Here is a 24,877-nt window from a genome sequence, read left to right as displayed (position 1 = left end):
AAGGCCTAGACGGGCGGGAATTTTCAACGCCTCTGAAATGACTTAAGCTGAAAGGGTTGCGGGAGGTCCCGGCGGGTTTTCCGCCGGCGGAGGGTCAATGCTTCCAGGCTGGGTCATATTCGCGTCTGCCTTCGGCTATCTGCTCCTGCTTTTCGCCGTGGCAAGCTATGGCGACCGCAAGAAGCGCGGCCCGGGTGCGCTCGAAGGCGGATGGCCGGTGGTCTATGCGCTGAGCCTGGCGATCTACTGCACCTCCTGGACCTATTTCGGCAGCGTCGGGCTTGCCGCGCAGCGCGGCCTGGAATTTGCCGGCATCTATATCGGCCCCATTCTGGTCTTCACGCTCGGCATGCCGCTGCTTCGCCGCATCATCGAGCTCGCCAAGGCCGAGAAGCTCACCTCGGTTGCCGATTTCGTCGCCGCGCGCTACGGCAAGAACCCGACCGTCGCCACCATCGTCGCGCTGATCTCGCTGATCGGCACCATTCCCTATATCGCGCTGCAGCTGAAGGCGATCTCCAGCACCGTAAGCGCGATGGTCAACCCGTCCGACTACGGCATTGGCAGCGGCAATCTCTACTTTCTCGACCTGCCGCTCGTGGCGACGCTGGTGCTTGCCTGCTTCGCCATCATGTTCGGCACGCGGCATACCGACGCGACGGAACACCAGGACGGCCTCATCCTCGCCGTTTCGATGGAATCCGTGGTCAAGCTGGTCGCCTTCCTGACGGCCGGCGTCTGCGTCATCTGGTTTCTCTTCGACGGCCCGAGCGATCTCTGGCAAAAGACCGTAGACAACAGCCTCGTCATGTCGGCCCTCAGCTACCACACGCCGATCAGCCGCTGGATCACCCTGATCGCGCTGTCGGCCTTCGCGATCATCCTGCTGCCGCGGCAATTCCACGTGACGGTCGTCGAAAACCGGACGCCGAAACAGCTGAAACTCGCAGGCTTCCTGTTTCCCACCTACCTCATTGCGATCAATCTCTTCGTGCTGCCGGTGGCGATCGGCGGACTGCTGACCTTCGGCGGCGCCGGCAATGCCGATTTCTACATGCTGTCGCTGCCGCTGGCCGGTGAGATGCCGGTGGTGTCGCTGATTACCTTCATCGGCGGCTTTTCCGCCGCAACGGCGATGGTCATCGTTGATTCCGTGGCGCTGTCGATCATGGTGTCGAACGACATCATCATGCCGATCTTCCTGAGGCGTAAACTTGCCGGCCGCGCCAGCCAGCGCGACAATTTCGCCAAGACGCTGCTCAACATCCGCCGCAGCGCCATTTTTGCGGTGCTGCTGTTCGGCTACGCCTATTACCGCTCGACCGACAGCACCGCCGGCCTTGCCTCGATCGGCCTTCTCTCCTTTGCCGCCATCGCCCAGATCGCCCCAGCGCTGTTCGGCGGGCTGATCTGGCGGCGGGCCAATGCACGCGGCGCGATCCTCGGGCTTTCCTCCGGCTTCGTCATCTGGATCTACCTGCTGTTCCTGCCCTCGCTCGGCGGCCCCGATTATTCCTATGTGGCGAGCGCCGTGCTCGGCTTCATCTTTCCGGGCACGACACTGTTTGCCGCGCCCGACGCCGATCCGCTGGTCAATGCGACGGTGATGAGCCTCCTCGTCAACACCGCCTTCTTCATCGTCGGCTCGCTGACCCGCAATGCCAGGCCACTCGAACGCATCCAGGCCGGCATCTTCGTCAAACGCCATTCGCGCTCGCAATTTGCCACGCGCGGCTGGAAGACCCGCATCAGCGTCGGCGATCTCAAGGCGGCGATCTCGCGTTATCTCGGCGAAGAACGCATGCAGCGCTCGTTGACGACCTACGAACAAAGCTCCGGCCGCAAGCTGGAGGACGATCAGCCGGCCGATATGGCGCTGATCCATTTCAGCGAGCAGCTGCTCGGCAGCGCCATCGGCTCGTCCTCGGCGCGGCTGGTGCTGTCGTTGATCCTGCAGAAGACCGAGGACGCCTCTTCCGACACTGCATGGCTGCTCGACCAGGCGAGCGAGGCGCTGCAATATAACCAGGATATGCTGCAAACCGCCCTTTCGCAGATGGACCAGGGCATTGCCGTCTTCGACAGCTCCAACCGGCTGACGATCTGGAACCGGCGCTTCCGGCAATTGCTGGACCTGCCGGAAAGCGCCGGCCAGGTCGGTTTCCCCTTGTCCGATATCGTCAAAACACTCAGCGAGCGCGGCGACATCGCGCCCGGCGATCTCAATCAGACGGTGCGGCATTTCCTGACGCTCGACAAACCCTTCGCACTGGTGCTCAGCGGCGGCGAGCGGATTATCGAGGTGCGCTCCAACGCCATGCCGGACAAGGGCATCGTCGCCACCTTCACCGATATCACCCAGCGCGTCAGCGCCGACCAGGCGCTGAAACAGGCAAATGAGACGCTGGAGCAGCGCGTTGCCGAACGCACGGCCGAGCTGACCCGCGTCAATCACGAACTCGCCGAGGCGCGGGCCGCCGCCGACGAGGCGAATATCGGCAAGACGCGCTTTTTCGCCGCCGCCGGCCACGATATCCTGCAGCCGCTGAACGCCGCCAGGCTCTATTCCTCGGCACTGGTCGAGCGCATGGCGCAATCCGACAACAGCCCGATCGTCCGCAATATCGATTCGGCGCTGGAATCGGTCGAAACCATTCTCGGCGCGGTGCTCGATATCTCCAGGCTCGATACCGGCGCGATGCGGCCGCGGCTCGCTGCCGTCGCACTTTCCGACCTCTTGGAGCGGATCGAAACCGATTTCGCGCCGATCGCCCGCGAAAAACAGCTGAAGCTAGTGGTCATGCGGACGTCGCTCAGGGTGCGCTCCGACCCCAATCTTCTGCGCCGGCTGGTGCAGAACCTCGTTTCCAACGCGATCAAATACACGATCACCGGCAAGGTGCTGGTGGGCGCGCGGCGGCGCGGTAACCAGGTGATCATCCAGGTGATCGATTCCGGCATCGGCATACCGCCGTCGAAATTCCGCACGGTGTTCAAGGAATTCGCCCGGCTGGACGAAGGGGCGAAAACCGCTTCCGGCCTCGGACTCGGCCTGTCGATCGTCGACCGCATCGCCCGGGTGCTCAACCATCCGGTGGAGCTGCACTCGACGCACGGCAGGGGCACGGAATTCCGCATCGCCATGCCGCTCGACATCTCGCGGCCGGCCGAGGCGGCGGCGGCCGTCACGCCCGCCGACCGGCCGGGGCAGCCGCTCAAGGGACTGAAGATCCTCTGCATCGACAACGAGCCGAAGATCCTCGAGGGCATGCGGCTGCTGCTGAGCGGCTGGGGCTGCGAGGTCAAGGCGCTTAATGGCCTCGCCGACGTGATATCAGGCGACGGCCGTGACGGGCCGCCGGATCTCGCCATCGCCGATTATCATCTCGACGACGGCACCGGCATCGCCGCGATCCTGCATCTGCGCCGGCAGTTCGGCGCCGATATTCCCGCTTTGTTGGTTACCGCCGACCGCACGCCTGAAGTGCGCAGCGAGGCCGAGCGATACGGCATCGCCGTCCAGCACAAGCCGGTGCGGCCGGCAGCCCTGCGCGCCTATATCACGCAGATTTCCGGCCTCAAGCGCGCGGCCGCGGAGTAAGAGACAGGCTCAATCCTTCGTGGTCATGACGCGCGAGACTAGATCGCTCACCCGCGCGGCATCCGGCACGTCGTCGAACAGGATGCGGTACATGATCGGCGCCACCACATCATCCATGACCCGGTCCACATCCGGAAAGATCTCGCTACGGGCCTTGGCCCTCTCGGCGATGACGAGGATCTGCTGGCGGGTATATTCCGAGCATTTGCAGGCATTGGCGCCCGCTTGTGCCGCCAGCACGTCGCGGATCATCTCGCGGCCCGGCCCGGAGGACATTTCCTCGGCATATTGCTCAGCCCAGGCCTGTAGATCGGCCTTGCCGCTGCCGGCATCGATCGGCTGCATATCCGGACGCAGCCGCTCGACGGCGACATCGGCAAGAAGCTCCTGCAGGTCGCCCCAGCGGCGATAGATGGTCGACGGCGTCACACCCGCGCTGGCGGCGATCAGCGGAATCGTCACCTCGGCACGGTTCATGTCGGCCAATAGCTCACGGACCGCCTTGTGCACCGATGCCTGAACCCGGGCGCTTCTGCCGCCCGGACGGAGATTCTCTTTCACTGCCATGCCTGCAACCCGACCTCTTATCCCGGAACCTTCCGGGCGACATGCCTTACACACGCATGGTTCAAAATCTTTGACAGAACCATAAACGCAAAGAATTTGCCTTTACGATGCACTCGCCTTACATGGAGCTAACGCAACGGCTTAGCTTTAAGAGGGCTTATATATGGTCGCCGCAGCCAAATCCACAGAGAATGCGCCGCAGCCCTCGATCGGTTTCCATGCGCTGACGCTCGCCACTTTTTTCGGCGCCTCCGCGGCGCCCACGCCGCTCTACCGGATCTACCAGGAAAACTTCTCGCTCTCGCCGGTGCTGATTACGGTGGTCTTCGCCGTTTACGCCTTCGCGCTGCTGGCAGCGCTCCTGACCGCCGGTTCGCTCTCGGATCATCTCGGCCGCAAGCCGGTGATCTTTTTCGCCCTGGTGCTCGAAATCATCGCCATGGGCCTCTTCGTCGTCGCCGGCGGCCCCGGCTGGTTGATTGCGGCGCGGATCGTCCAGGGAATTGCGACCGGGATCGCCGGCGCCTCGCTGGGCGCTGCTCTCGTGGATGTCGACCGGGCAAAGGGGCAGATCGTCAATTCGATCGCGCCGCTTTGCGGCATGGCGGTGGGCGCGGTCGGCACCAGCGCCCTGATCCAATACGGCCCCTTCCCGATGCATCTCATTTATGCCCTGCTGCTTCTCGCCTTCGCGCTGCTGGCGGCGGCGATCTGGCTGACGCAGGAGACCGGCGGCACACGGCCGGGCGCGCTCGGTTCGCTGATCCCCAGGGTCACGGTTCCCCAGCAGGTGAAGCGGCCGCTGTCGCTGGTGACGCCGATCAACATCGCCAACTGGACGCTCGCCGGCTTCTATCTTTCGCTGGTCCCGTCGCTGGTCGCCAGCACCACCGGCAGCCGCGCGCCACTGACCGGAGGGGCCGTCGTGACTGCGCTGATGGCGAGCGGAGCGATCACCGTCTATCTCAGGCGCGGCAAGTCGGCCTCGGCCAATCTCGGTTTCGGCGTGTCGGCCAAGACGCTCGGCATTCTGACGGTCGTTGCCGGCGTGCATCTCGCCAATGTGCCGCTGCTTCTCATCGGCACCGTCTTCACCGGCGCCGGTTTCGGCACCAATTTCCTCGGCTCGATCGGCACCATCATGCCGCTCGCCAAGGCGGATGAACGGGCCGGGCTGCTGTCGGCGTTCTACGTTCAGAGCTATCTCGCCTTCAGCCTGCCGGCGATTCTTGCCGGGTTCCTGGCGAAATCTGCCGGTTATGCGCTGACGACCGATATCTATGCGACGGCAATCCTGCTGCTGATGGGCGCCGGACTGCTCGGGCTTCGCGCCGGACGACGGAAGGCGGCGGCCTGAGGACGGCCGCCGCAATCATCCATGGTGGGGATCCGTCACCGTTCCGTTGAAGGGATCGGGTCAGAAATCCTCCCAGCCGTGGTCGGCCGGCGCGGCCGCCTTTGAACCGCCGCCAAGCGCGGCCGCCAGCGTCTTCTTCAGCGCACGCGCCGGCGAGGGAACCGGGATCGTTGCATGCGACGAGACGATTTTCGGCGCGGCGAGCGGACGCGGCGCGTTCGATCGCGATATAGCCGATGTCATGCCCGTGCCCGTATCGAGGCGGAACTGGCCCAACCGTCCGGACAGGGCGGAAACCTCGGTCGCAAGCGTGTGGGCCGCGGCATTCGACTCCTCGACCATAGCCGCGTTCTTCTGCGTCGCCTGATCCATCTGATTGACGGCGGTATTGATTTCCTGAAGGCCGGTCGACTGCTCGCGCGCGGATTGGACGATCGCGTGGACATTGCGGTCGATCTGCTGCACCTCCTGCACAATCCCGTCCAAGGCATCGCCGGTCTCACGCACCAGGGCAACGCCATGCCGCACCTGGCCGCCGGAAGCACTAATCAGCGCCTTGATCTCCTTGGCTGCGCCGGCCGAGCGCTGCGCCAGCTCCCGGACCTCCTGAGCGACGACCGCGAAGCCCTTGCCGGCTTCTCCGGCACGGGCGGCCTCGACGCCGGCATTCAGCGCAAGCAGGTTCGTCTGGAAGGCGATCTCGTCGATGACGCCGATGATATTGGAGATCGACTTGGAGGACTGTTCGATGTCGTTCATCGCTTCGACAGCCCGCTGCACGATCTGGCCGGACCGTTCGGCATTTTCCTTCGTGCGAACAACCATCGATCCGGCTTCTTCGGCACGCGCCGTGGAATCCTTGACGGATGTCGTGATCTGCTCAAGCGCCGCGGCAGTTTGCTCGACGGAGGCAGCCTGTTGTTCCGTCCGGCGCGCCAGATCGTCGGCCGCAGAACGAATCTCCTCGGTGCCGCTTTGGATGACCTCCGCATTCTGCGAGAACGACACCAGCGCCGAACGCAGTTTAACGACCGACTCGTTGAAATTGATGCGGGTCTCATCAAGCGTCGCGGCGAAAGGATGCTCGAGCGCGCTCGTCATGTCGCCTTCGGCAAGCTTGGCTAGGCCAAGCGCCAATTCACCGACGGCGAATTTGACGTCCGCTTCCTGGGCCTGGTCGATCCGGGCGCGCTCGGCACGCTCCCGTTCCTGCAGCGCGCGGTTTTCTTCTGCCTCGGTCTCCAGACGCGCCCTGTCGCGGTTGCTCTCCAATAGCGCCTTCAGCGAGCGCGAGAGATCGCCGATTTCGTCCTTCGCCTCACCGTCCTTCAGGGTGACATCGAGCTTGCCCGCGGCAATCTCGGCAGTCTCGGCGATGACGCCGGAAATCCGGCCGACGAAGCGGCGTGCGATCAGCCACCCGGCAATGCCCAGCAGCACCGCCGCAAGGCTCGTCGCGACGATGGCATCCCGAACCACCGCATAGAGCGGTGCGAACAGTGTTGCCTTCGGGACCGAAACGATCGCATACCAATTGGAGCCCTCGGCAAGCTTGACGGCGGTGGCAATTGCCAGGGAGACGCTGCCGTCCTCATTGGTCACTTCACGCTCAAGACCGGCGTTGGCGATGAGATGGTCCCAATCCGCAGTTTTCGCTCCGGTCTCGGAAAGGCTCTTGCCGATGAGGCTTGCATCCGGGTGACTGACGATCTTGCCGGCACTGGTGACCAGGCCAAGAAAGCCCGCTCCCATCGGTCGGCTGGCTGACAGCGCCTTGGCGGTGTCCTGAAGCGAAAGATCAAGGCCGGCAACGCCGACGGCTTTGCCGTCGATCACAATCGGCTCGGTGACAGAGGTCATCAAAACGTCTTTTCCATCGATCGCATAGGAATAGGGCTCGATGATCACGGTTTTGCGCTGCGTGAACGGCAGTTGATAATAGTCGCCCGCTCCAGCGACGGTGTAATCCGTCAAAGCCGCATGGGTGATCTGGCCGCCGCTGCGCACCCAATAGGGCACATAGCGGCCCGTCGTGTCGTGTCCTTCCTTGCCGACGTATTCCTTGTCCTTGTCGTCGAAAGCATTCGGCTCCCATCCGGTCCAAATCCCAAGGACCGGGGGGTTGGCTTGCAGCATGTTGCGCAGGACCTTGTCCGCCTTGGCTCGATCGGTGTCGCCCATTTCCTTCATCGTCGTCAGCACGGCGTTCAGACCGTCCACGATATGCACGGTGCCGCCGATGTTCTTTTCGACCTTCAGCGCCTCGGCCGTCGCGATCTGGCGCATCTGCTCGATGCTGCCGCTGTGAATTTCGGTATAGGACCGATAGAAAATGGCCCCCGAAGCGACAATAACGGCAATGACGCCGCAGGCCGCCACAGAGAAGAGATTGCGACTTGTCGTAGACTTGAAAAGCATGTTCCCGCTCGCCTTCGCTGCTGTACTGGCGCATGCCTTAAGTCCAATTCGCCGGCGCGTTTAAACAACCGTCATCCAGCAGAAACTGAAGGCCCCCCAATATTCATGCTTGCAAAATTTGATTAAAAGAAAGTTCTTATGCTCTAAAGCAGCGCCGCTATCCTTCAGATCCGCGCGCGCTTTAAGTGTTTATTTTCTCGCATGTCTTTGCCGCAAAACCGCTGCGCGGTCTGCACGGCATGCTTTGAAGACGACGGGATTATTCCGCAGGGCCTGCACTTTCCGGCTTCAGATCGAGCAGCGCACGGCCGCTGCCATCCATGGCGAAGGGGACGGAAGCGTGCTGATGGACGACCAGCCAGCGGCCATCCCGCTTGACGAGGCCCAGCGTCTGGCGGAACCAGAGATTGACCTCCGTGCCATCGGTCTTGGTGCCTGTCATGCGCGTCAGCCCGCTCCAGAAGGCGACATCGCCGCCGACCGTCAACCTGGCATCGCGCACTTCGCCACCGATTGGGCCTTCCCAAGTATCGAACCAGGCCTGCACGCCGGCCTCGTCCTTGCCATTGATGACGAGCGGCGGCGCCAGCGAAAACTCGACGGAATCCTCGGCCTCATAGGAAAGCGCCTCTTCGGCGTTCTTTTCACCGAGCGCCTTGGCCCGCATCATCAGCATGGCGATGATCGCCTCTTCTTCATGCCTGGCATTGGCTTCGTCGTTCACGATCGTTCTCCTTTTCCACTACGGCCAGAGGACGAACGAGAGGAGGACGATCCGACAACCGCCACGCAATTTGCTGAATTGCTTCAGAGATAACTCGTCACTTCAGGCTCGTTCCACCAGGCATCGTGCCTGCCGTCGTAATAACGGACTGATAAGGCTGCCAGTTCCTCAGGGGTGATATCGTCGAGACAGGCGATGTTGATCGAGACATAGGCGCCGCCGACCGCCTCGACATAACCGTCGCCGAAGGCAGGCACGCCGCAGGTGCGGCAGAAGCGGTGATGGCCGCTCTTCGTGTTGAACTGGTAATCTGATGTCTCAGCTGCGTCGGACATCAGCCGGAAATCCTCCGGCTTGACGTTGGCGCCCCAATAGCGCCGCTTGGCGCAGATCGAGCAATTGCAGCGGCCGGTGCCTTCTTCGAGATCCATATCGACCTCGTAGTGCACTTTGCCGCAATGGCAGCTTCCCTTGTAGGTCTTCTTCATGGCGCTCGCCTCACTGTTGCCTTCAACACTTCGATATGACAATATGTTGTCATTATGGATGAGATACAAAATCGACAACATGTTGTCAAACAAAATCGGCCGGAGCGAACGATGGAGGGGAATGCCTTTTCCGCTTTCGCGATCACCGCCCTTCGCCTCGCCGGCCATCTGACGGCGGCGGGCGACCAGCTGGCGAAGCCCGCGGGACAGACAAGCGCGCGATGGCAGGTGCTGGCCGCAGCAAGGCGCGGCGACATGTCGGTGGCGCAGATCGCCCGTGCGCTCGGCCTCGCCCGCCAGGGCGTGCAGCGGCTTGCCGACGTGCTGGAGGGTGAAGGGCTGATCGCCTATGCCGACAACCCGCAGCACCAGCGGGCCAAGCTGGTGCGGCTGACCGCGGAAGGGGCAGCGCGGCTCGGCGTCATCGAGGTGGCGCAGGCCCGATGGGCCGATGGGCTTGGAGCCGCGTTTATGTCGACCGAACTCGATGCCGCGCGGGGGGTGATGGCGCGGGTGATGGAGATGCTGGAGGCCGAAGAGGCGTCGCGCGGCTGAACGATCGGCCTTGCGATGATACGGCCGGGGCTGACCGCAAATAAAAAAGGCCGGGCTAACCCGACCTTCCCTGCCATCTCAACGAACCGTGCCAGTACATCCGTGGTCACGATCCGGAGATGATATTCAAAGCTCCACGCGTCCAAGGGACGCGCTGCTTTTTATTCTACGCAATTCCCGACGGAAAACCGCTTCGCAGTTTTCCTGGAAATTGCTCTGGGCCTTAAGCCGCCTGGAGGCGGTCAGCCGACATCTTGCCGGACTTGTTGTCGCGGACGAGCTCGTAAGACAGCTTCTGGCCATCCTTGAGATCGCGCATGCCGGCGCGTTCGACGGCCGAGATGTGGACGAAAACGTCGGCAGCGCCGTCATCCGGCTGAATGAAGCCGAAGCCCTTGGTTGCGTTGAACCACTTTACGGTACCAGTGCTCATGACGATATCCTTTTCGAATCGCTCATAGAAGATTGCCGCGCGTACCGAAGCACGAGCGGCGATGAAAACCGATTTTGGAGGAAGTTCGCCAGGAACGACGCAAGCGCCGTTTCAAAGTTCATCTAGCAAGATCGATGCGAGAACGTTTAATCGGGAATTGTGTCCGTGGCAAGGCGTCGGCACGGAAAAGTCGAATCAGCTTGCGGGACGTTCTTGGACGGCGTGCCGTGGCCACCCCTCTGCCCTGCCGGGCATCTCCCCCCAGGTGGGGAGATTGGCTTGGCTTACTGGCTTCCCCAAACAACTGGCGTCACAGCGTGGCGAAACCGTCGAGGGACGGGAAGGTTTGGCCACTTGTGATCTCCCCACCTGTGCGAAAGATGCCCGGCAGGGCAGAGGGGGGCGGCCGCGGCACAACGGAAAAGCTCGTCCCGTTAAAACCAAGACCGCGAAACGGCTTACGCCGCCACCTTCGCCCCCGCATAAGGATCGAACCGCCCATAAAACGTCTCACCCTTGGCAGCCATATCCTTCAGCAGCGGCGTCGGCTTGAAATGATCTCCGTAAGCCCCAGCTAACTTTTCTGCCAGGTCCACGAAGGCCTTAGCGCCCATGCCGTCGATATAGCTGAGCGCGCCGCCGGTATAGGGCGCGAAGCCGAATCCGAGGATCGAGCCGACGTCGGCTTCGCGCGGATCGGTGACGATACCTTCCTCGACGGTGCGGGCGGCTTCGAGCGCGATGGTGACGAGGAAGCGTTGCTTCAGCACGGCGACATCGACCTCATCCGCCTTCTTCTGCGGGTAGAGGCTCTTCAGTTCGGGCCAGAGCGACTTTTTCGCCGGTTTCGGCGGATAGTCGTAAAAGCCCTTGGAATTCTTGCGGCCGAAACGGCCCTCCTTTTCCACCATTCGGGAGATCAGCTCCATATGCCTGGGGTCGATCGCCTTCTCGCCAAGATCGGCGGCGGTGGCCTTGAGGATCTTCAGCGACAGGTCGATCGCCACCTCGTCGTTTAGCGCCAGGGGACCGACCGGCATGCCGGCCATCTTCGCCGCATTCTCGATCATCGCAGGCGGCACGCCCTCGATCAGCATGTCGTAACTCTCAGACATGTAGCGCAGCACGCAGCGATTGACGAAGAAGCCGCGGGTGTCGTTGACGACGATCGGCGTCTTCTTGATCGCCGCGACATAATCGAGAGCGACGGCGAGCGCCTTGTCGCCGGTCTCCTTGCCGAGGATGACCTCGGTCAGCATCATCTTCTCCACGGGCGAGAAGAAGTGGATGCCGATGAAATCGGCGGGGCGCTTCGAGTTCTTCGCCAGTCCCGTGATCGGCAGGGTCGAGGTATTGGAGGCGAAGATCGCGCCTTCCGGCAGTACGGCTTCGACCGCCTCGATGACCGACTTTTTCACTTCGCGATCCTCGAACACCGCCTCGATGACGAGATCGGCGGTGGCGAGACCGGCATAATCGGCGGAGGGCGTGATGCGGGCAAGAAGGGCCGCGGCCTCGTCCTGCGTAAACCGTCCCTTACCGACGGAATCCTTGACCAGGCCTTCGCAGACGGCCTTGCCCTTGGCGGCCGCTTCCATGTCGCGGTCGATCAGCGTCACTGGGAGACCGGCGGCGGCGGTGACATAGGCGATCGAGGCGCCCATGAAGCCGGCGCCGACGACACCGACATGTTTCAGTTCGGTCTTGGGATGGCCTGCCGGGCGGCGGGCACCCTTGCCGAGTTCCTGCATCGAGATGAACAGCGAGCGGATCATCGAGAAGGCTTCGCGGGTCTGCAGCACTTCGGTGAAATAACGCTGCTCGACCTTCAGGCCGGTATCGAAGGGCACCTGCAGGCCTTCATAGACGCATTTCAGGATGGCGAGCGCGGCTGGATAATTGCCGGAGGTTTCGCGGCGCAGGATTGCCGGTGCGGCCGGCCAGAGCTGGGCGGAGGCCGGCGTCCAGATGCCGCCACCCGGCGCCTTGAAGCCCTTCTCGTCCCAGGGGGCGACCGGCTTCAGGCCATCCCTGATCATCTGCTTGGCGGCGGGGATCAACTGATCCGGGTCGACCACCTGATGCACGAGGTTCATCGCCTTGGCGCGGGAGCCGGTCAGCGACTGGCCGGTCGTCATCATCTGCAGCGCGTCCTGGGCGTTGGCCAGCCGCGGCACACGCTGGGTGCCGCCGGCGCCGGGGAAGATGCCGACCTTTACCTCGGGCAGCGCGATCTTGACGCTCTTGGCGTTGGAGGCGACACGACCGTGGCAGGCAAGCGACAGTTCAAAGGCGCCGCCCATGCAGGTGCCGTTGATGGCCGAAACCCAGGGCTTGCCCGATGTTTCGAGCTTGCGGAACAGGCCGGACATGCGCCCGACCAGGCCGAAAAGCGTCTGCACCGCTGTCTCCGGGCTGTTTGCCTTCTCGTCCTGATAGGCGCTGAACATCGACTTGATCATCGACAGATCGGCGCCGCCGGAGAAGGAGGATTTGCCCGAGGTGAAGACGACGCCCTTGACGGCAGCGTCAGCGGTCGTGGCGTCAATGATCGCGTCGAGTTCGGCCATCACCTCGGCGGTAAAAACGTTCATCGATTTGCCGGGCATGTCCCAGGTGACGAGAGCGATGCCGTCGGCGTCGGTTTCGAGCGTGAAATTGGTGTAGGTCATTGGGTTTCCTCCCCGATCAAGCCGGCAAATGGCTGCGCTGCGCGTCTAAGGTCTTCGTCTTTTCGGTGACGACATCGCCGGTGTGCTTGGTCTGCGACGGCTCGAAAAGCACGATCCAGCATTCCTCTGGCGCAACCGGATTATGCTCGACACCTCTCGGCACGACATGAAAATCACCGGCGCTCAGATGCACATGCGGGCGGTCGCGATATTCGATGGTCAGCGACCCCTTCCAGATGAGGAAAAGCTCGTCCTCGTCGCGGTGGGAATGCCAGGTCAGCTGGCCCTGGACCTTGGCGAGCTTGACGCTCTGGCCGTTGAGATCGGCGATGACGCGGGGCGACCAGTGCTCGGTGACCTCCGCATATTCGGTTTCGATCGTGCCGGTGTTGAAGCCCATCCTCAGACCCTTTCGATAACCGTTGCCGTGCCCATGCCGGCGCCGATGCAGAGCGTCACCAGCGCGGTGTTGAGGTCGCGGCGTTCAAGTTCGTCCAGCACCGTGCCGAGGATCATCGCGCCGGTGGCGCCGAGCGGATGGCCCATGGCGATGGCGCCGCCATTGACGTTGATCCTGTCGTGATCGATGTCGAAAGCCTGCATGTATCGCAGCACCACGGCGGCGAAGGCCTCGTTCAGCTCGAAGAGGTCGATATCGGCAAGGCGCATGCCGGTCCGCGTCAACAGCTTCTCGGTGACATCGACCGGGCCGGTCAGCATCAAAGCCGGATCGGAGCCGATATTGGCGAAGGCCTTGATGCGGGCGCGGGGCTTCAGCCCCATGCTTTCGCCGCCGGCCTTCGAGCCGAGCAGGACGACGCCGGCGCCGTCAACGATGCCGGAGGAATTGCCGGCATGGTGGACATAGTTGATGCGCTCGATCTCGGGATGCGCCTGGATGCCGACGGCTTCGAAGCCGCCCATCTCGCCCGGCATCTGGAAGGACGGATTGAGCGAAGCCAGCGCCTGCATATCGGTGCCCGGGCGCATATGTTCATCCTTATCCAGGATCGTCAGGCCGTTCTGATCCTTGACCGGGACGACCGACTTGTCGAACCAACCCTGCGCCCAGGCATGTCCGGCGCGCTTCTGGCTCTCGACGGCATAGGCGTCGAGATCGGTTCTGCTGAAACCGTATTTGGTGGCGATGAGATCGGCCGAGACGCCCTGCGGCATGAAATAGGCCGGGAAATTCACCGAGGGATCCATGAACCAGGCGCCGCCGGACATGCCGAGGCCGACGCGGGACATGCTTTCGACGCCGCCCGCGATGACGATGTCGTCGGCCCCTTGGGCGATCTTGCCGGCGCCGAAATTGACGGCATCGAGCCCGGAGGCGCAGAAACGGGAGATCTGCATGCCGGGCGCCCTGGTGGAATAACCGGCCTCGAAAGCGGCGGCCTTGGGGATGACCGCGCCGGCATCCATCACCGGATCGACGCAGCCCATGATGATGTCGTCGACCGTCGTGGTGTCGAGCCCGTTGCGGTCGCGGATTGCCTCCAGCGTCTTGGCCGCAAGGCGGACGGAGGGCACCTCATGCAGGGCGCCATCCTTCTTGCCGCGGCCGCGCGGCGTGCGGACGTGATCGTAAATGAAAACCTCGGTCATTGTCTCGTCTCCCTGGCGGCGCGGCGGGCGCCGGTAAATTTCGTGTTTTCCCTTCTCCCCAGCGGGGTGCGAAGGACGGGTCGAGACCAGTGGCTCGACCTTGGGCAAAGCGAGGCGATGAGGGGGTCTCCGGCAAGGCCGGAGCCAAACGAAAGCCGCGCCTGCGGCCCCCTCATCCGACCCTTCGGGCCACCTTCTCCCCGCTAGGGAGAAGGGGGAACCTCAATTAGAAGGCTTCCGCGGCCAGGTCCATCATCGTGTCGGCGCCGGCTTCGATGCGGGTCTTGCGCAGCGCGGTTTCCGGCATGATGCGCTCCATGAAGAAGCGGGCGGTCACCAGCTTGTTCTTCAGGAAATCTTCGCGGCTCGCATCGCCGGATGCAAGGCCGTCATCGGCGGCTTTCGCCATCTTTGCCCACATATAGCCGAGAACGACGAGGCCGAAGAGATGCATATAGTCGGTCGAGCCGGCGCCGGCGTTGTCGGGCTTGGCCATGGCGTTCTGCATGAACCACATGGTCGCGGCCTGGACGTCGTTCAAGCCCTTCTTCAGATGCTTGGTGAAGAAGGAGAGCTTTTCGTCGCCGCGGTTCTCCTCGCAGAAATCACCGATCTCCTTGAAGAGGGCCATGGCGGCGCGGCCGCCGTTCAGGGCGAGCTTGCGGCCGACGAGGTCGAGCGCCTGAATGCCGTTGGCGCCTTCATAGATCATGGCGATGCGGGCATCGCGCACATACTGGCTCATGCCGTGTTCTTCGATATAGCCGTGACCGCCGAAGACCTGCTGGGCCATGACGGCGTTATCGAAGCCCTTGTCGGTCATCACGCCCTTGAGGATGGGGGTGACGAGGCCGAGAATATCGTCGGCCGTCTGGCGCTCCTTGTCGTCGGTGGCGCGGTGGGCGATATCGGATTTGAGCGCCGTCCAGAGCAGGAAGGCGCGGCCGGCCTCGTTGAAGGCGCGGATGGTCATCAGCGTTCGGCGGATATCGGGATGGACGATGATCGGATCGGCCTTCTTGTCCGGCGCCTTAGGGCCGGACAGCGAGCGACCCTGGATGCGGTCGCGGGCGTAGTTGGCGGCATTCTGATAGGCGATCTCGGAAATGGCGATACCCTGCAGGCCGACCATCAGACGGGCCTCGTTCATCATCACGAACATGGCGTTGAGGCCGCGGTTTTCGGCGCCGATCAGGAAGCCGGTCGCCTCGTCGTAATTCATGACGCAGGTGGCGTTGGCGTGGATGCCCATCTTGTGCTCGATCGCACCGCAGGTGACCGCGTTGCGGGCGCCAAGCGCACCGTCCTTGCCGACGAGGAATTTCGGTACGATGAAGAGCGAGATGCCCTTGGTACCCTCCGGCGCGCCTTCGATGCGGGCAAGCACCAAGTGGACGATGTTGTCGGCAAGGTCATGCTCACCGGCGGAGATGAAGATCTTCTGGCCGGAGATCTTGTAGCTGCCGTCGGCCTGCGGCACTGCCTTGGTGCGCAGTATGCCGAGATCGGTGCCGCAATGCGGCTCGGTCAAGTTCATCGTGCCGGTCCAGGCGCCGTCCACCATCTTCGGCAGATAGGTGGTTTTCTGCTCGGCCGAACCGTGGACGAGGATCGCGGCGATCGCGCCCTGCGTCAGGCCCGGATACATCATCAACGACATGTTGGCGGCGGAGGTATATTCGCCGACGGCGGTATGCAGCGTATAGGGAAGCCCCTGCCCGCCGAATTCCTCCGGCACCGCAAGGCCGATCCAGCCGCCATCGCGATAGGCTTTGTAAGCCTCCTGGAAGCCTTTCGGCGTCGAGACGCTGGCATCGTCGTGGCGCGTGCAGCCTTCCTGATCGCCGGAATAATTCACGGGAAAGAGAACTTCTTCGGCCACCTTGGCCGCCTCGCCGAGGATCGCTTCGATCATATCGGGCGTGGCGTCGGCGAAACCCGGCAGATTGTTGTAGCGTTCGAGGCCCAGCACGTCGTTCAGGACGAAGAGCGTATCGTTCACCGGGGCCTTGTAGACTGGCATCTGTCAAATTCCTCCCATTCGACTGCCGGTCGCGCCGGCCTCGCGGACTGTCTTACAAAATATTGACGTTTGCGTAAACGTCAAAATCGCCACCTTGGCTGCCTTTCGCGAAAAAAATTACGGGCGCGAATCCGCAACTGCTGACGAGACGTCGTCTCCCCTTCCTTGTCCATTGCGGAACGACGTATAAGCGGCAAGGCTCTTTAAACCGCAGATCGGGAATGCTTCAGATGATCAGTTTCGATGCGATAAGGCAGCGTGCGGAGCAACGGAAAGGCGGCGCGGCAGCGCTGCAGGCAATGCTGGAGAAACATCGGCCGGATCACGACCGGCTGCGCACCATGCCCGACGACCGCATCCTCGCCGACATGACCCGACGTATCTTCTACAGCGGCTTCGTCCAGAAGGTGATCGATGCGAAGTGGCCGGGCTTCGAAGCGGCGTTTTACGGTTTCGATCCGGCAATGCTCAATATTGCGCCGGACGATTACTGACATGAGCTGACCTCGGACGAACGGATCATCCGCAACGGCGCGAAGATCATGGCGGTGCGCGCCAATGCCGCTTTCGTGAGGGAGCTGGCGAAGGAATATGGCAGCGCCGGCGCCTTTATCGCCGACTGGCCGCGAGAGGACCAGATCGGCCTTCTCGACCTGCTGAGCAAACGCGGCAGCCGGCTCGGCGGCATGACCGGGCAATATTTCCTGCGCGGCATCGGCCGCGACAGCTTCGTCGCCACGATGGACGTACTCGCCTGCCTGCGATCGGCGGGCGTGCCGCTGTCTGCCTCCGGCACAGCGAAGAAGGACCAGCCGCTGATCCAGCAGGCCTTCAATGCATGGGCCGAGGAGACCGGCCTTTCCTTCAATCACCTCTCGCGCATCAGCGCCTATTCGATCGATGCGGTAGGGCCGCACTGAAATTCCCGCCAGGGCGCTGGCACGAGCCATCGGCACTTCCTACCTCTTTCGGACGATCCACGCAGGAAGATACTCATGTCCGACTTTCCCTATGCCAGCGCCCTCATCGTCGGGGCGGGTTCCGGCATCAGCGCATCGCTCGCCCGGCAATTGTCGGCGCTCGGAGTCAAGGTCGGGCTTGCCGCCCGCAACATCGAAAAGCTCCAGGCGCTCTTGGAGGAAACAGGCGCCAGCGCATTCAGCGCCGATGTGTCGAAGCCTGCCAGCGTCGCGGCGCTGTTCGAAGAGGCTGCCGCCACCATCGGCGGGCCAGAGGTCGTGATCTTCAATGCCGGCGCCCGGGTGCGCGGCCCGTTTGCCGAACTCGACCCCGCCGAAGTGGAAAAGGCGATCGCGACCACCGCCTTCGGCGGCTTTCTGGTGGCGCAACAGGCGGCGCAGCACATGATACCGCGCGGCCGCGGCGCGATCTTCTTCACCGGCGCTTCGGCAAGCGTGAAAGGCTTTGCGCAATCGGCTCCCTTCGCTATGGGCAAGTTCGCGCTGCGCGGCCTTGCCCAGAGTGCCGCCCGCGAGCTCGGGCCGATGGGCATCCATGTCGCCCATTTCGTCATCGACGGCGGCGTGCGTTCCGAAATCCGGCCGGACCGGGCGGAGAAACCAGACGGCACGCTGCTGCCGGACGCGATCGCCCAGACCTATATCGACGTGCTTCGCCAGCACCGCAGTGCTTGGTCGCTGGAAGTGGAAGTCCGGCCATGGACGGAGAATTTCTGAGCTGCCGGCGGCGCAGAAGAGGCCGCTTTCGCGGCGGTTACGAACAGACTATGTTTCGTCGAAAGAGCTGGCAGGGAGGAACCGATGCCGCGCCTGGACCATGTCACGATCGATACCCGCGATGCGCCTCGCATGATCGGCTTCTTCAAGACCGTGCTCGGCGTCGAGGAAGGCTACCGGCCGCCTTTCCCCTCGCCCGGCCACTGGCTCTATCTCGACGACCGCCCGGTCATCCATCTCAGCCTGACATCGCGCAGCGGTGATTTTCCACCCGGCATCTTCAACCATGTCGCCTTTAGCCTTTACGAATTCGCCCCGGCGCTGGAGCGCATCAAGTCGAGCGGCTATCGCTACGAATATTACGATATCCCCGACACCGATCTCGGCCAGGTCTTCGTTTACGGCCCCGAGGGCGTGAAGATCGAGCTGCAATATAAGCGGCCGGCCTGAACGCGCACCGCCCTTCGATCCGACCAATTGGCCGGCAATTGCCGCCAAAAACGGCGTTTTGAGCCCAAACGTTAAAAAATTCTCAGCGACATTAACGGCTTGTTTACCACGTTTCGTGAAAGGTGCGGATTGAGCAACAGCAATCCGCATTCCTTTTCCCAGTCTCGCGTTTCCCAGGGATGCCGCTACATCGTTCAGCTTGAGGAAAGTCTAATTGACTAACTTCTGATGAAAGATGCTCCGGTCCGCGTGAAGACGCTGGCCACAGACGGAAAAGCCACAGATCGAGCTCTGACGAGGGGTCGAGCAGTCGAAGCGAGCAAGAAGATGAACGGATCGCGATCAAATCCTTCCCGACAGTCCGACAGGACCTCGCTCGATGCGCTGAACCGCACGATCGAGGGGCTGGAGGCGCGCATTGAAGGGCTGATGGGCAGCGGGCGCGAACAGCGGCCGCGCACGGCAACGGCCGAGCGCGATCCCTATGCCGGCTCCAACCCTCCGCGCCCGGCAAGGGCGCCGATCGAGCCGCGGCCGGATCCGCTCGCCGAAATCCGCCAGCGCCAACGCGCGCTCGAAGCCGGCCGTGAGCGGCCCTACGGACGCGAGCCGGCCCCGCAATTGCGCGACCCTGCGCCGCGCGCCGCACCGCAGGCGGCACCCGCCTTCCGCCCCGGCGACGACACGATGACGGAGATCGCCCAGGCGCTCGTCAACCTGCGCCAAGACCTGAAGCGCGACATTTCCGAAGGCGTCACCCGCGAGATGAACGCGCTGCGCGCCGAACTTCGCGAGATCAAGACGAATGCCGGAGACGGCCGCTTCGCCGACGACATGCGCGCCGATATGGGCCGCCTTGCCCAGAGCATCACCCAGCTGACCGGCCGTTCGAGCGCCCCGGAGGCCGCCGGCCTTCGCGAGGATTTCGAGGAACTGCGCTCGCTGATGGACGGGCTGGCGCGCGAGGATTCGCTGCGCCATATGGAAAATCGCTGGGACGGCTTCGAAAGCCGGCTTGCCGCCCTCGATACCGAGGGGCTGCAGGAAGAACTGGTTTCGCTCGCCTATCGGCTCGACGACATCAAGCGCCATATCGGCGGCATGGGCGAAAGCCCGGCGGTCAGGGCGCTTGAGGACAAGCTCATCGCCATCGCCACGGCGATGGAACAGTTCGGCAGCATGATCCAGCCGCACGACCGGGTGATGTCCGAACAGTTCGCCGCCATGGACATGCGGCTCGACGAGATCAGCCGGGCGATCGCGGCCAGCGGACGCGCGGCCGCCGCCAACGATCCGGGGCTGATGCAGCGGCTGGAGGGCCGGCTTTCGGCGCTGGCCGACCAGATCGACCTGATGAGTCATGATGCGGCCAATCGCGCAACGCCTGATGAGGAGCTGGCGCTGCGGCTCGAGGCCCTAACATCCCGCGTCGAGGAGCTGACCAAGGCGGAAGCGACGTCGCGACTCGACGAACGGCTGGAACATCTGTCCTATCTGCTGGAGCACACCCAGAAGGCCGCGCCGCAGCCCGATCTCACCGGACCGCTTTCCGACATTTCCCGCAAGATCGACGCGCTCGAAAACGGCGCCGTCAACGACGTGCTGGCGCAGCGGCTCGATCATCTCGCCCGACGCATCGACGAGATGGCCTATCAGCAGCCGGCGCCCGTGGCGGCGGTCGACGACGGCGCCTTCCAGCGTTTGGAAGGACGGCTGAGCGACATCGCCGCCCGGCTGGAAGAGAGCACGGCGGCAGCTCCGACCGATCCGCACGCGCTGAAGAACCTCGAAGACCAGATCGCCAATCTTTCGGCGCTGATGAGCGAGCCGCGCGAAAGCGCTGCGATCCCCGCCGATCTCGACCGGCGGATGGGCGCGATCGAAGATTATATGGCGACCAGCGACGAATATATCATCGAGGCAGCGCGCCAGGCGGCTGAGGCCGTCGTAGAGGCCTATTCGCGCAATGGCGCCGCCCAGGGCGGCGTGCCCGCCGCCGACATGTCGGCGCTGACGGCGCTCGCCGAAGACCTGCGCCATCTCGAGGATATCAGCCGCGACAGCGAGGAACGCACGCACAAGACCTTCAAGGCGCTGCACGAGACGCTGGTGCATATCGCCGATCGCCTCGATGGCATGGAAGAGCGCGGGCGGCCGGCCGCCCAGATGCCGTTGGCCGAGGTCGACTTCGATGTCGATCCCTATGCGCTGATGGTGGCCGAGGCCGAGATGAACAAGGCGCCGGCCGCTGTCGCGACGGCGAAGGCCTCTCCCGTCATCCGCACCGCCGAGGTCGCCCCCGAACCTGCCCCCCCGGCACAGGCAACCGCCATGAGCGGAACGAGCGCGATCGCCATCGAAGCCGCCACCAGGACGCCGGAGGCTGCCACCCCCGCGCTGGCACAGGCACCGGCAAAGGCCAGCCTGCTCGCCAGCCTCGGCAAGCGGCTGCGGCCCGGCAAGAAGGCCGAAAACCGGGCAGCCGAACGCCCGATGATCGACCCCGCGCCGTCGATCGATCCCGCCGACGTGATGCCGTCGGATGCATCAAACGAACTGCTCGAGCCGGGCTCGGGCGCACCGGACGTCAAGAAGATCCTCGAGCGGGTTCGCGCCAGCCAGAGTGCGGCACGTGGCAAACCTGCCGCCGAAACTGATCGCGCCGATTATATCGCCGCTGCCCGTCGCGCCGCTCAGGCGGCCGCGATGGAGGTGGACGCCAATCCGAAACAGGCAGCCGTCAAGGGCGAGAAGAAGGCTGCCGACAAGGGCGGCAAGATTTCCGAGAAGACGGATAAGGCAGGCAAGACCAGCGCCTTTTCGCGTTACCGCCGGCCGATCCTGCTGGCAGTCGGCGCCGTGCTGCTCGCGATCATGGCCTTTCCGCTTGCGAGAACGCTGACGAGCGGCGAGAGCGCACCGCAGCCGCCGGCCGAGGTCTCGGCCCTGACCGGCGCGACCGAGAACCCGCAGCCGGCCTTGCCTGAAGCGACGCCGGCCCAGTCGGACAGCAATGCCGCAGAGACGGCCGCTCCCACAGCGGAGGCGACCCCACCCGCCGCCGAGCAGGCACAACCCGAGGCAACCCCACCGGTTGCCGGAGATCATCTGACCGACGCGACGCCGCTCGACGGCGAAGGGGCCGCGACCTTTGCCCCCGGCGCGCCATCGGGTGCTGCGCAGGAGACATCGGGCTTCGTCGCGAATACGCCGGCGGCCAGCGCGCCCCAGGCCGCCATCGCCATTCCCGACACCATCCAGCCGAAATCGCTTGCCGATGCGGCGCAGGGCGGCGATGCGCTGGCGCTGTTTGAGATCGGCGCGCGTTATTCGGACGGCCGCAACGGCATCACCGTCGATCAGAAGCAAGCCGCAGGCTGGTACCAGCTTTCGGCCGACAAGGGTTTTGCACCGGCGCAATACCGGCTCGGCAGCATGTACGAGAAGGGCAACGGCGTCGAACGCGACATCGCCAAGGCCAAGGGCTTCTACGAACAGGCGGCAAACCAGGGCAATGCCAGCGCCATGCACAATCTCGCCGTGCTCTACGCCTCTGGCGCTCTTGGCCAGCAGGATTATGCGACGGCCGCCTCCTGGTTCACCAAGGCTGCCAACCTCGGCATCACCGACAGCCAGTTCAACTTGGCGATCCTCTGCGCGAGGGGTAACGGCGTCCCGGCGGATCTCGAAGAATCCTACAAATGGTTTGCGATTGCCGCCAAGGCCGGCGACAAGGATGCGGCGCAGAAGCGCGACGAAGTGGCCAACGCCATGAAGCCCGACCAGCTCGAACGTGCCCGCGCCAAGGCCGATCTCTGGAAGCCGGAGCCGCTCGACCACCGCAGCAATACCATCGACATTCCGGACGAATGGGCGGGAACCGGCCTGAAGACGGCGAGCGTCGACATGAAGAAGGCGGTCCGCAACATCCAGGCGATCCTCAACAATAACGGCTTCGACGCCGGGACGCCGGATGGCGAAATGGGCGCCAAGACGGTGACCGCGATCAAGAACTTCCAGAAGTCGATCGGCCAAGAGCCGGACGGCAAGGTGACCGACGCAACCGTCAAGGCGCTGCTCGAACGCAACAAGCAGGGAGCCAAAGCGATCTAGAGCATTTCCATTCCCTCGGGCGCGGAAATGACTTCTATCGTGATTGCGCCAAACCGGGCGCAAACCGCACGGCCCTTCTGCTGAAATTGCTTTAGAAAAAGCCTGGCGGCACTATGCCGCAAGGCTTTTTCCAATTTTGCCGCCGACTGTCACAAAACCTGAAAAAAGCCGGATTATGCGGGACATATCCATCCGCGCATCCGGCGAATCTTCTGCCACCGATCTCCATCGCTCGATCCAAGGGCCGATCGAAAGCCTCTGGCAACGATTTCACAGTATGGTGCGCATTCGAACGGGGACGTGACAGAAACCGCCCGGCAGGAGCGGTCATCATTCGGGGTCGGCTGTGACAATCTATCTGCCCATCGCAGAATTGTCGGTGAACATCTTCATCATTCTCGGCATGGGGGCGGCCGTCGGATTCCTGTCTGGAATGTTTGGCGTCGGCGGCGGCTTTCTGATCACGCCGCTGCTGATCTTCTACAATATTCCCCCCGTGGTTGCCGTCGCCACCGGCGCCAACCAGGTCGTGGCCTCGTCGATCTCCGGCGCGATCACCCATTTCCGGCGCGGCACGCTCGACGTCAAGCTCGGCACGGTGCTTTTGATCGGCGGCCTCACCGGGGCCACGGTCGGCATCTGGATCTTCTCGTTGCTGCGCGCCATCGGTCAGCTCGATCTGATCATCTCGCTGATGTATGTCATCTTCCTCGGCACGGTCGGCGGGCTGATGCTGCTCGAAAGCATCAATGCCATGCGGCGGGCGGCGCGCAACGAGCCGCCGGCGCCGCGCAAACCCGGCCATCAGCACTGGGTGCACAGACTGCCGCTGAAGGTGCGCTTCAAGAAATCGAAGATCTTTCTCAGCGTCATTCCGATCGTCGCGCTCGGTTTTGCGATCGGCATCCTCACCTCGATCATGGGCGTCGGCGGCGGCTTCATCATGGTGCCGGCGATGATCTATCTGCTGCGCATCCCGACCAATGTCGTCGTCGGCACGTCGCTGTTCCAGATCATCTTCGTGACCGCCTATACGACGATCGTCCAGGCGGCGACGAACTTTTCCGTCGATATCGTGCTCGCCTTCATCCTGATGGTGGCGGGCGTCATCGGGGCGCAATACGGCGTGCGCGTCGGCCAGAAGCTGCGCGGCGAGCAGCTGCGCGCCCTGCTCGGCTTGCTGGTGCTTGCCGTCGGCCTGCGTCTGGCGATCGCCTTGGTGGTGACGCCGGCCGACATCTATTCGGTGGTGATCGGAGCCCACAACTGATGCGCCTGCTTGCCGCCGTCCTCACATTGCTTTGTCTGCTGCCGGCGGCGGCCGGAGCGCAATGGCTGCCGGGGCAGTCAACCGAAGCAGTGCGTGAAGGACTTGAGATCGGCACGTCGACCAGCGAAATCGCCATCACCTCGGATTTCCACGGCGCCGATCTGACCATCTTCGGGGCGCTGTCGAATACCGACCAGCTGCTGCTCGCCATCGGCCAATATGACGTGGTCGTGGTCCTGGAGGGCCCGCGTCAGGATGCGACGGTGCGCAAGAAGGAGCGCGTCTTCGGCATCTGGGTGAATACGCGCTCGATGACCTTCGAATCCGTACCGCACTCCTATTCGATGTCGAGTTCGCGGATGATCGACGACCTGACGACGCCACTCGAACTGACCGACCAGGGGATCGGCATCGACCATATTCCGCTGACACCGGTCGGCTTCGTCGGCGACGGCAGCAATCTCGGCGAATTCCGCGATGCCTTCCGGCGGCTGCAGCAGGGCGGCGGATTCTACGACCGCAACCCGAGCGGCGTGCGTTTCGTTTCCTCCAACCTCTTCAAGGCGAGCCTGCGGCTGCCGGCAAACATTCCGAACGGCGTCCACACCGTGCGCGCCTATCTCTTCAAGAGCGGGACTCTGATTACCGAGGAATCGCTTCCGCTGCGCGTCATCAAGACCGGTATCGAGCAGACGATCACCGACGCCGCGCATGGTCAGCCGATCCTCTACGGCTGCGCTGCCGTGCTGCTCGCCGTCATCACCGGCTGGGGCGCCAGCCTGATCTTCCGCAAGGACTGATCTCCGCCGCCGGCGCGGCATTCATGAAAATCTCCTCCCGGAATGGCACGCGACACGGATGCGGCTCATCTTGCCTTCCCGTGAAAACCGCTTGCATT

At 63.4% G+C, this 24,877-nt stretch carries 17 protein-coding genes and 1 pseudogene; 9 read left to right on the top strand and 9 right to left on the bottom strand.

All coding sequences use genetic code 11. The features are described 5' to 3' along the window. Positions 1-97 precede the first annotated feature (97 nt). Positions 98-3,601 carry a PAS domain-containing hybrid sensor histidine kinase/response regulator gene (locus K6N12_RS29575; protein WP_097624803.1) on the top strand — a complete coding sequence of 1,168 codons (3,504 nt, stop codon included), beginning with the start codon at positions 98-100 and terminating at the stop codon, positions 3,599-3,601. A 9-nt stretch (positions 3,602-3,610) separates the two neighbouring features. Here the strand turns inward: K6N12_RS29575 and K6N12_RS29570 are convergent, their stop codons facing one another. After that, on the bottom strand, positions 3,611-4,168 hold the full coding sequence (locus K6N12_RS29570) for a TetR/AcrR family transcriptional regulator (RefSeq protein WP_097624802.1): 558 nt from the start codon (positions 4,166-4,168) through the stop codon (positions 3,611-3,613). A 163-nt stretch (positions 4,169-4,331) separates the two neighbouring features. On the opposite strand from K6N12_RS29570, the gene K6N12_RS29565 reads away from it, so the two are divergent. Next, complete coding sequence (locus tag K6N12_RS29565; protein ID WP_097624801.1) at positions 4,332-5,525, top strand: MFS transporter; 1,194 nt, start codon at positions 4,332-4,334, stop codon at positions 5,523-5,525. A 60-nt stretch (positions 5,526-5,585) separates the two neighbouring features. On the opposite strand, the gene K6N12_RS29560 is transcribed toward K6N12_RS29565, so the two are convergent. From K6N12_RS29560 to K6N12_RS29550, 3 genes are all read right to left on the bottom strand, one after another. Next, on the bottom strand, positions 5,586-7,943 hold the full coding sequence (locus K6N12_RS29560; protein ID WP_222134636.1) for a methyl-accepting chemotaxis protein: 2,358 nt from the start codon (positions 7,941-7,943) through the stop codon (positions 5,586-5,588). Between the two features lie 259 nt (positions 7,944-8,202). Then, positions 8,203-8,667, bottom strand: coding sequence for a nuclear transport factor 2 family protein (locus tag K6N12_RS29555; RefSeq protein ID WP_131711355.1), 465 nt, complete (start codon positions 8,665-8,667; stop codon positions 8,203-8,205). An 83-nt stretch (positions 8,668-8,750) separates the two neighbouring features. Next, positions 8,751-9,155, bottom strand: a complete 405-nt coding sequence (locus tag K6N12_RS29550; RefSeq protein WP_097624799.1) for a GFA family protein — start codon at positions 9,153-9,155, stop codon at positions 8,751-8,753. 54 nt (positions 9,156-9,209) lie between these two features. On the opposite strand from K6N12_RS29550, the gene K6N12_RS29545 reads away from it, so the two are divergent. Continuing rightward, positions 9,210-9,710, top strand: a complete 501-nt coding sequence (locus K6N12_RS29545; protein ID WP_097624798.1) for a MarR family winged helix-turn-helix transcriptional regulator — start codon at positions 9,210-9,212, stop codon at positions 9,708-9,710. Positions 9,711-9,933: 223 nt separating this feature from the next. On the opposite strand, the gene K6N12_RS29540 is transcribed toward K6N12_RS29545, so the two are convergent. The 5 genes from K6N12_RS29540 to K6N12_RS29520 form a co-directional block, all read right to left on the bottom strand. Further along, positions 9,934-10,143 carry a cold-shock protein gene (locus K6N12_RS29540; RefSeq protein ID WP_003545273.1) on the bottom strand — a complete coding sequence of 70 codons (210 nt, stop codon included), beginning with the start codon at positions 10,141-10,143 and terminating at the stop codon, positions 9,934-9,936. A 458-nt stretch (positions 10,144-10,601) separates the two neighbouring features. Next, positions 10,602-12,815, bottom strand: a complete 2,214-nt coding sequence (locus K6N12_RS29535; RefSeq protein WP_097624797.1) for a 3-hydroxyacyl-CoA dehydrogenase NAD-binding domain-containing protein — start codon at positions 12,813-12,815, stop codon at positions 10,602-10,604. A gap of 16 nt (positions 12,816-12,831) precedes the next feature. After that, positions 12,832-13,215 carry a cupin domain-containing protein gene (locus K6N12_RS29530; RefSeq protein WP_097624796.1) on the bottom strand — a complete coding sequence of 128 codons (384 nt, stop codon included), beginning with the start codon at positions 13,213-13,215 and terminating at the stop codon, positions 12,832-12,834. A 2-nt stretch (positions 13,216-13,217) separates the two neighbouring features. Then, positions 13,218-14,426 (bottom strand): acetyl-CoA C-acetyltransferase, encoded by a 1,209-nt coding sequence (locus K6N12_RS29525; RefSeq protein WP_097624795.1) that lies wholly within the window; start codon positions 14,424-14,426, stop codon positions 13,218-13,220. Between the two features lie 226 nt (positions 14,427-14,652). Then, entirely contained in the window at positions 14,653-16,449 is a 1,797-nt protein-coding gene (locus tag K6N12_RS29520) for an acyl-CoA dehydrogenase C-terminal domain-containing protein (RefSeq protein ID WP_097624794.1), read from the bottom strand. A gap of 230 nt (positions 16,450-16,679) precedes the next feature. Between K6N12_RS29520 and K6N12_RS29515 the strand changes: the two are divergent. The 6 genes and pseudogenes from K6N12_RS29515 (at position 16,680) to K6N12_RS29490 (ending at position 24,779) form a co-directional block, all read left to right on the top strand. Further along, a pseudogene (locus K6N12_RS29515) lies at positions 16,680-17,369 on the top strand (DNA-3-methyladenine glycosylase I). 75 nt (positions 17,370-17,444) lie between these two features. Further along, entirely contained in the window at positions 17,445-18,146 is a 702-nt protein-coding gene (locus tag K6N12_RS29510; RefSeq protein ID WP_097624793.1) for an SDR family NAD(P)-dependent oxidoreductase, read from the top strand. 84 nt (positions 18,147-18,230) lie between these two features. Continuing rightward, positions 18,231-18,596: a VOC family protein gene (locus K6N12_RS29505; RefSeq protein ID WP_097624792.1), complete on the top strand. Its 366-nt coding sequence runs from the start codon at positions 18,231-18,233 to the stop codon at positions 18,594-18,596. A gap of 327 nt (positions 18,597-18,923) precedes the next feature. Then, positions 18,924-22,709 (top strand): peptidoglycan-binding protein, encoded by a 3,786-nt coding sequence (locus K6N12_RS29500; protein ID WP_097624860.1) that lies wholly within the window; start codon positions 18,924-18,926, stop codon positions 22,707-22,709. A gap of 346 nt (positions 22,710-23,055) precedes the next feature. Next, positions 23,056-23,979 (top strand): sulfite exporter TauE/SafE family protein, encoded by a 924-nt coding sequence (locus K6N12_RS29495; RefSeq protein ID WP_054183786.1) that lies wholly within the window; start codon positions 23,056-23,058, stop codon positions 23,977-23,979. After that, complete coding sequence (locus K6N12_RS29490) at positions 23,979-24,779, top strand: TIGR02186 family protein (RefSeq protein WP_097624791.1); 801 nt, start codon at positions 23,979-23,981, stop codon at positions 24,777-24,779. Before K6N12_RS29495 ends, K6N12_RS29490 begins: the two co-directional genes overlap by 1 nt. Positions 24,780-24,877: the final 98 nt, after the last annotated feature.

The organism is Rhizobium redzepovicii (assembly GCF_019793435.1).
Classification (GTDB): Bacteria; Pseudomonadota; Alphaproteobacteria; order Rhizobiales; family Rhizobiaceae; genus Rhizobium; species Rhizobium redzepovicii.
Note: the sequence above shows the minus strand (reverse complement) of the source record. Positions and strands in the feature narration are given on the sequence as shown.

Coding starts and splice junctions, on each gene's coding strand:
- K6N12_RS29535 (WP_097624797.1), bottom strand. CDS start 12,815: ATGACCTACACCAATTTCACGCTCGAAACCGACGCCGACGGCATCGCT.
- K6N12_RS29545 (WP_097624798.1), top strand. CDS start 9,210: ATGGATGAGATACAAAATCGACAACATGTTGTCAAACAAAATCGGCCG.
- K6N12_RS29510 (WP_097624793.1), top strand. CDS start 17,445: ATGTCCGACTTTCCCTATGCCAGCGCCCTCATCGTCGGGGCGGGTTCC.
- K6N12_RS29540 (WP_003545273.1), bottom strand. CDS start 10,143: ATGAGCACTGGTACCGTAAAGTGGTTCAACGCAACCAAGGGCTTCGGC.
- K6N12_RS29565 (WP_097624801.1), top strand. CDS start 4,332: ATGGTCGCCGCAGCCAAATCCACAGAGAATGCGCCGCAGCCCTCGATC.
- K6N12_RS29500 (WP_097624860.1), top strand. CDS start 18,924: ATGAACGGATCGCGATCAAATCCTTCCCGACAGTCCGACAGGACCTCG.
- K6N12_RS29550 (WP_097624799.1), bottom strand. CDS start 9,155: ATGAAGAAGACCTACAAGGGAAGCTGCCATTGCGGCAAAGTGCACTAC.
- K6N12_RS29525 (WP_097624795.1), bottom strand. CDS start 14,426: ATGACCGAGGTTTTCATTTACGATCACGTCCGCACGCCGCGCGGCCGC.
- K6N12_RS29575 (WP_097624803.1), top strand. CDS start 98: ATGCTTCCAGGCTGGGTCATATTCGCGTCTGCCTTCGGCTATCTGCTC.
- K6N12_RS29505 (WP_097624792.1), top strand. CDS start 18,231: ATGCCGCGCCTGGACCATGTCACGATCGATACCCGCGATGCGCCTCGC.
- K6N12_RS29570 (WP_097624802.1), bottom strand. CDS start 4,168: ATGGCAGTGAAAGAGAATCTCCGTCCGGGCGGCAGAAGCGCCCGGGTT.
- K6N12_RS29560 (WP_222134636.1), bottom strand. CDS start 7,943: ATGCTTTTCAAGTCTACGACAAGTCGCAATCTCTTCTCTGTGGCGGCC.
- K6N12_RS29530 (WP_097624796.1), bottom strand. CDS start 13,215: ATGGGCTTCAACACCGGCACGATCGAAACCGAATATGCGGAGGTCACC.
- K6N12_RS29490 (WP_097624791.1), top strand. CDS start 23,979: ATGCGCCTGCTTGCCGCCGTCCTCACATTGCTTTGTCTGCTGCCGGCG.
- K6N12_RS29520 (WP_097624794.1), bottom strand. CDS start 16,449: ATGCCAGTCTACAAGGCCCCGGTGAACGATACGCTCTTCGTCCTGAAC.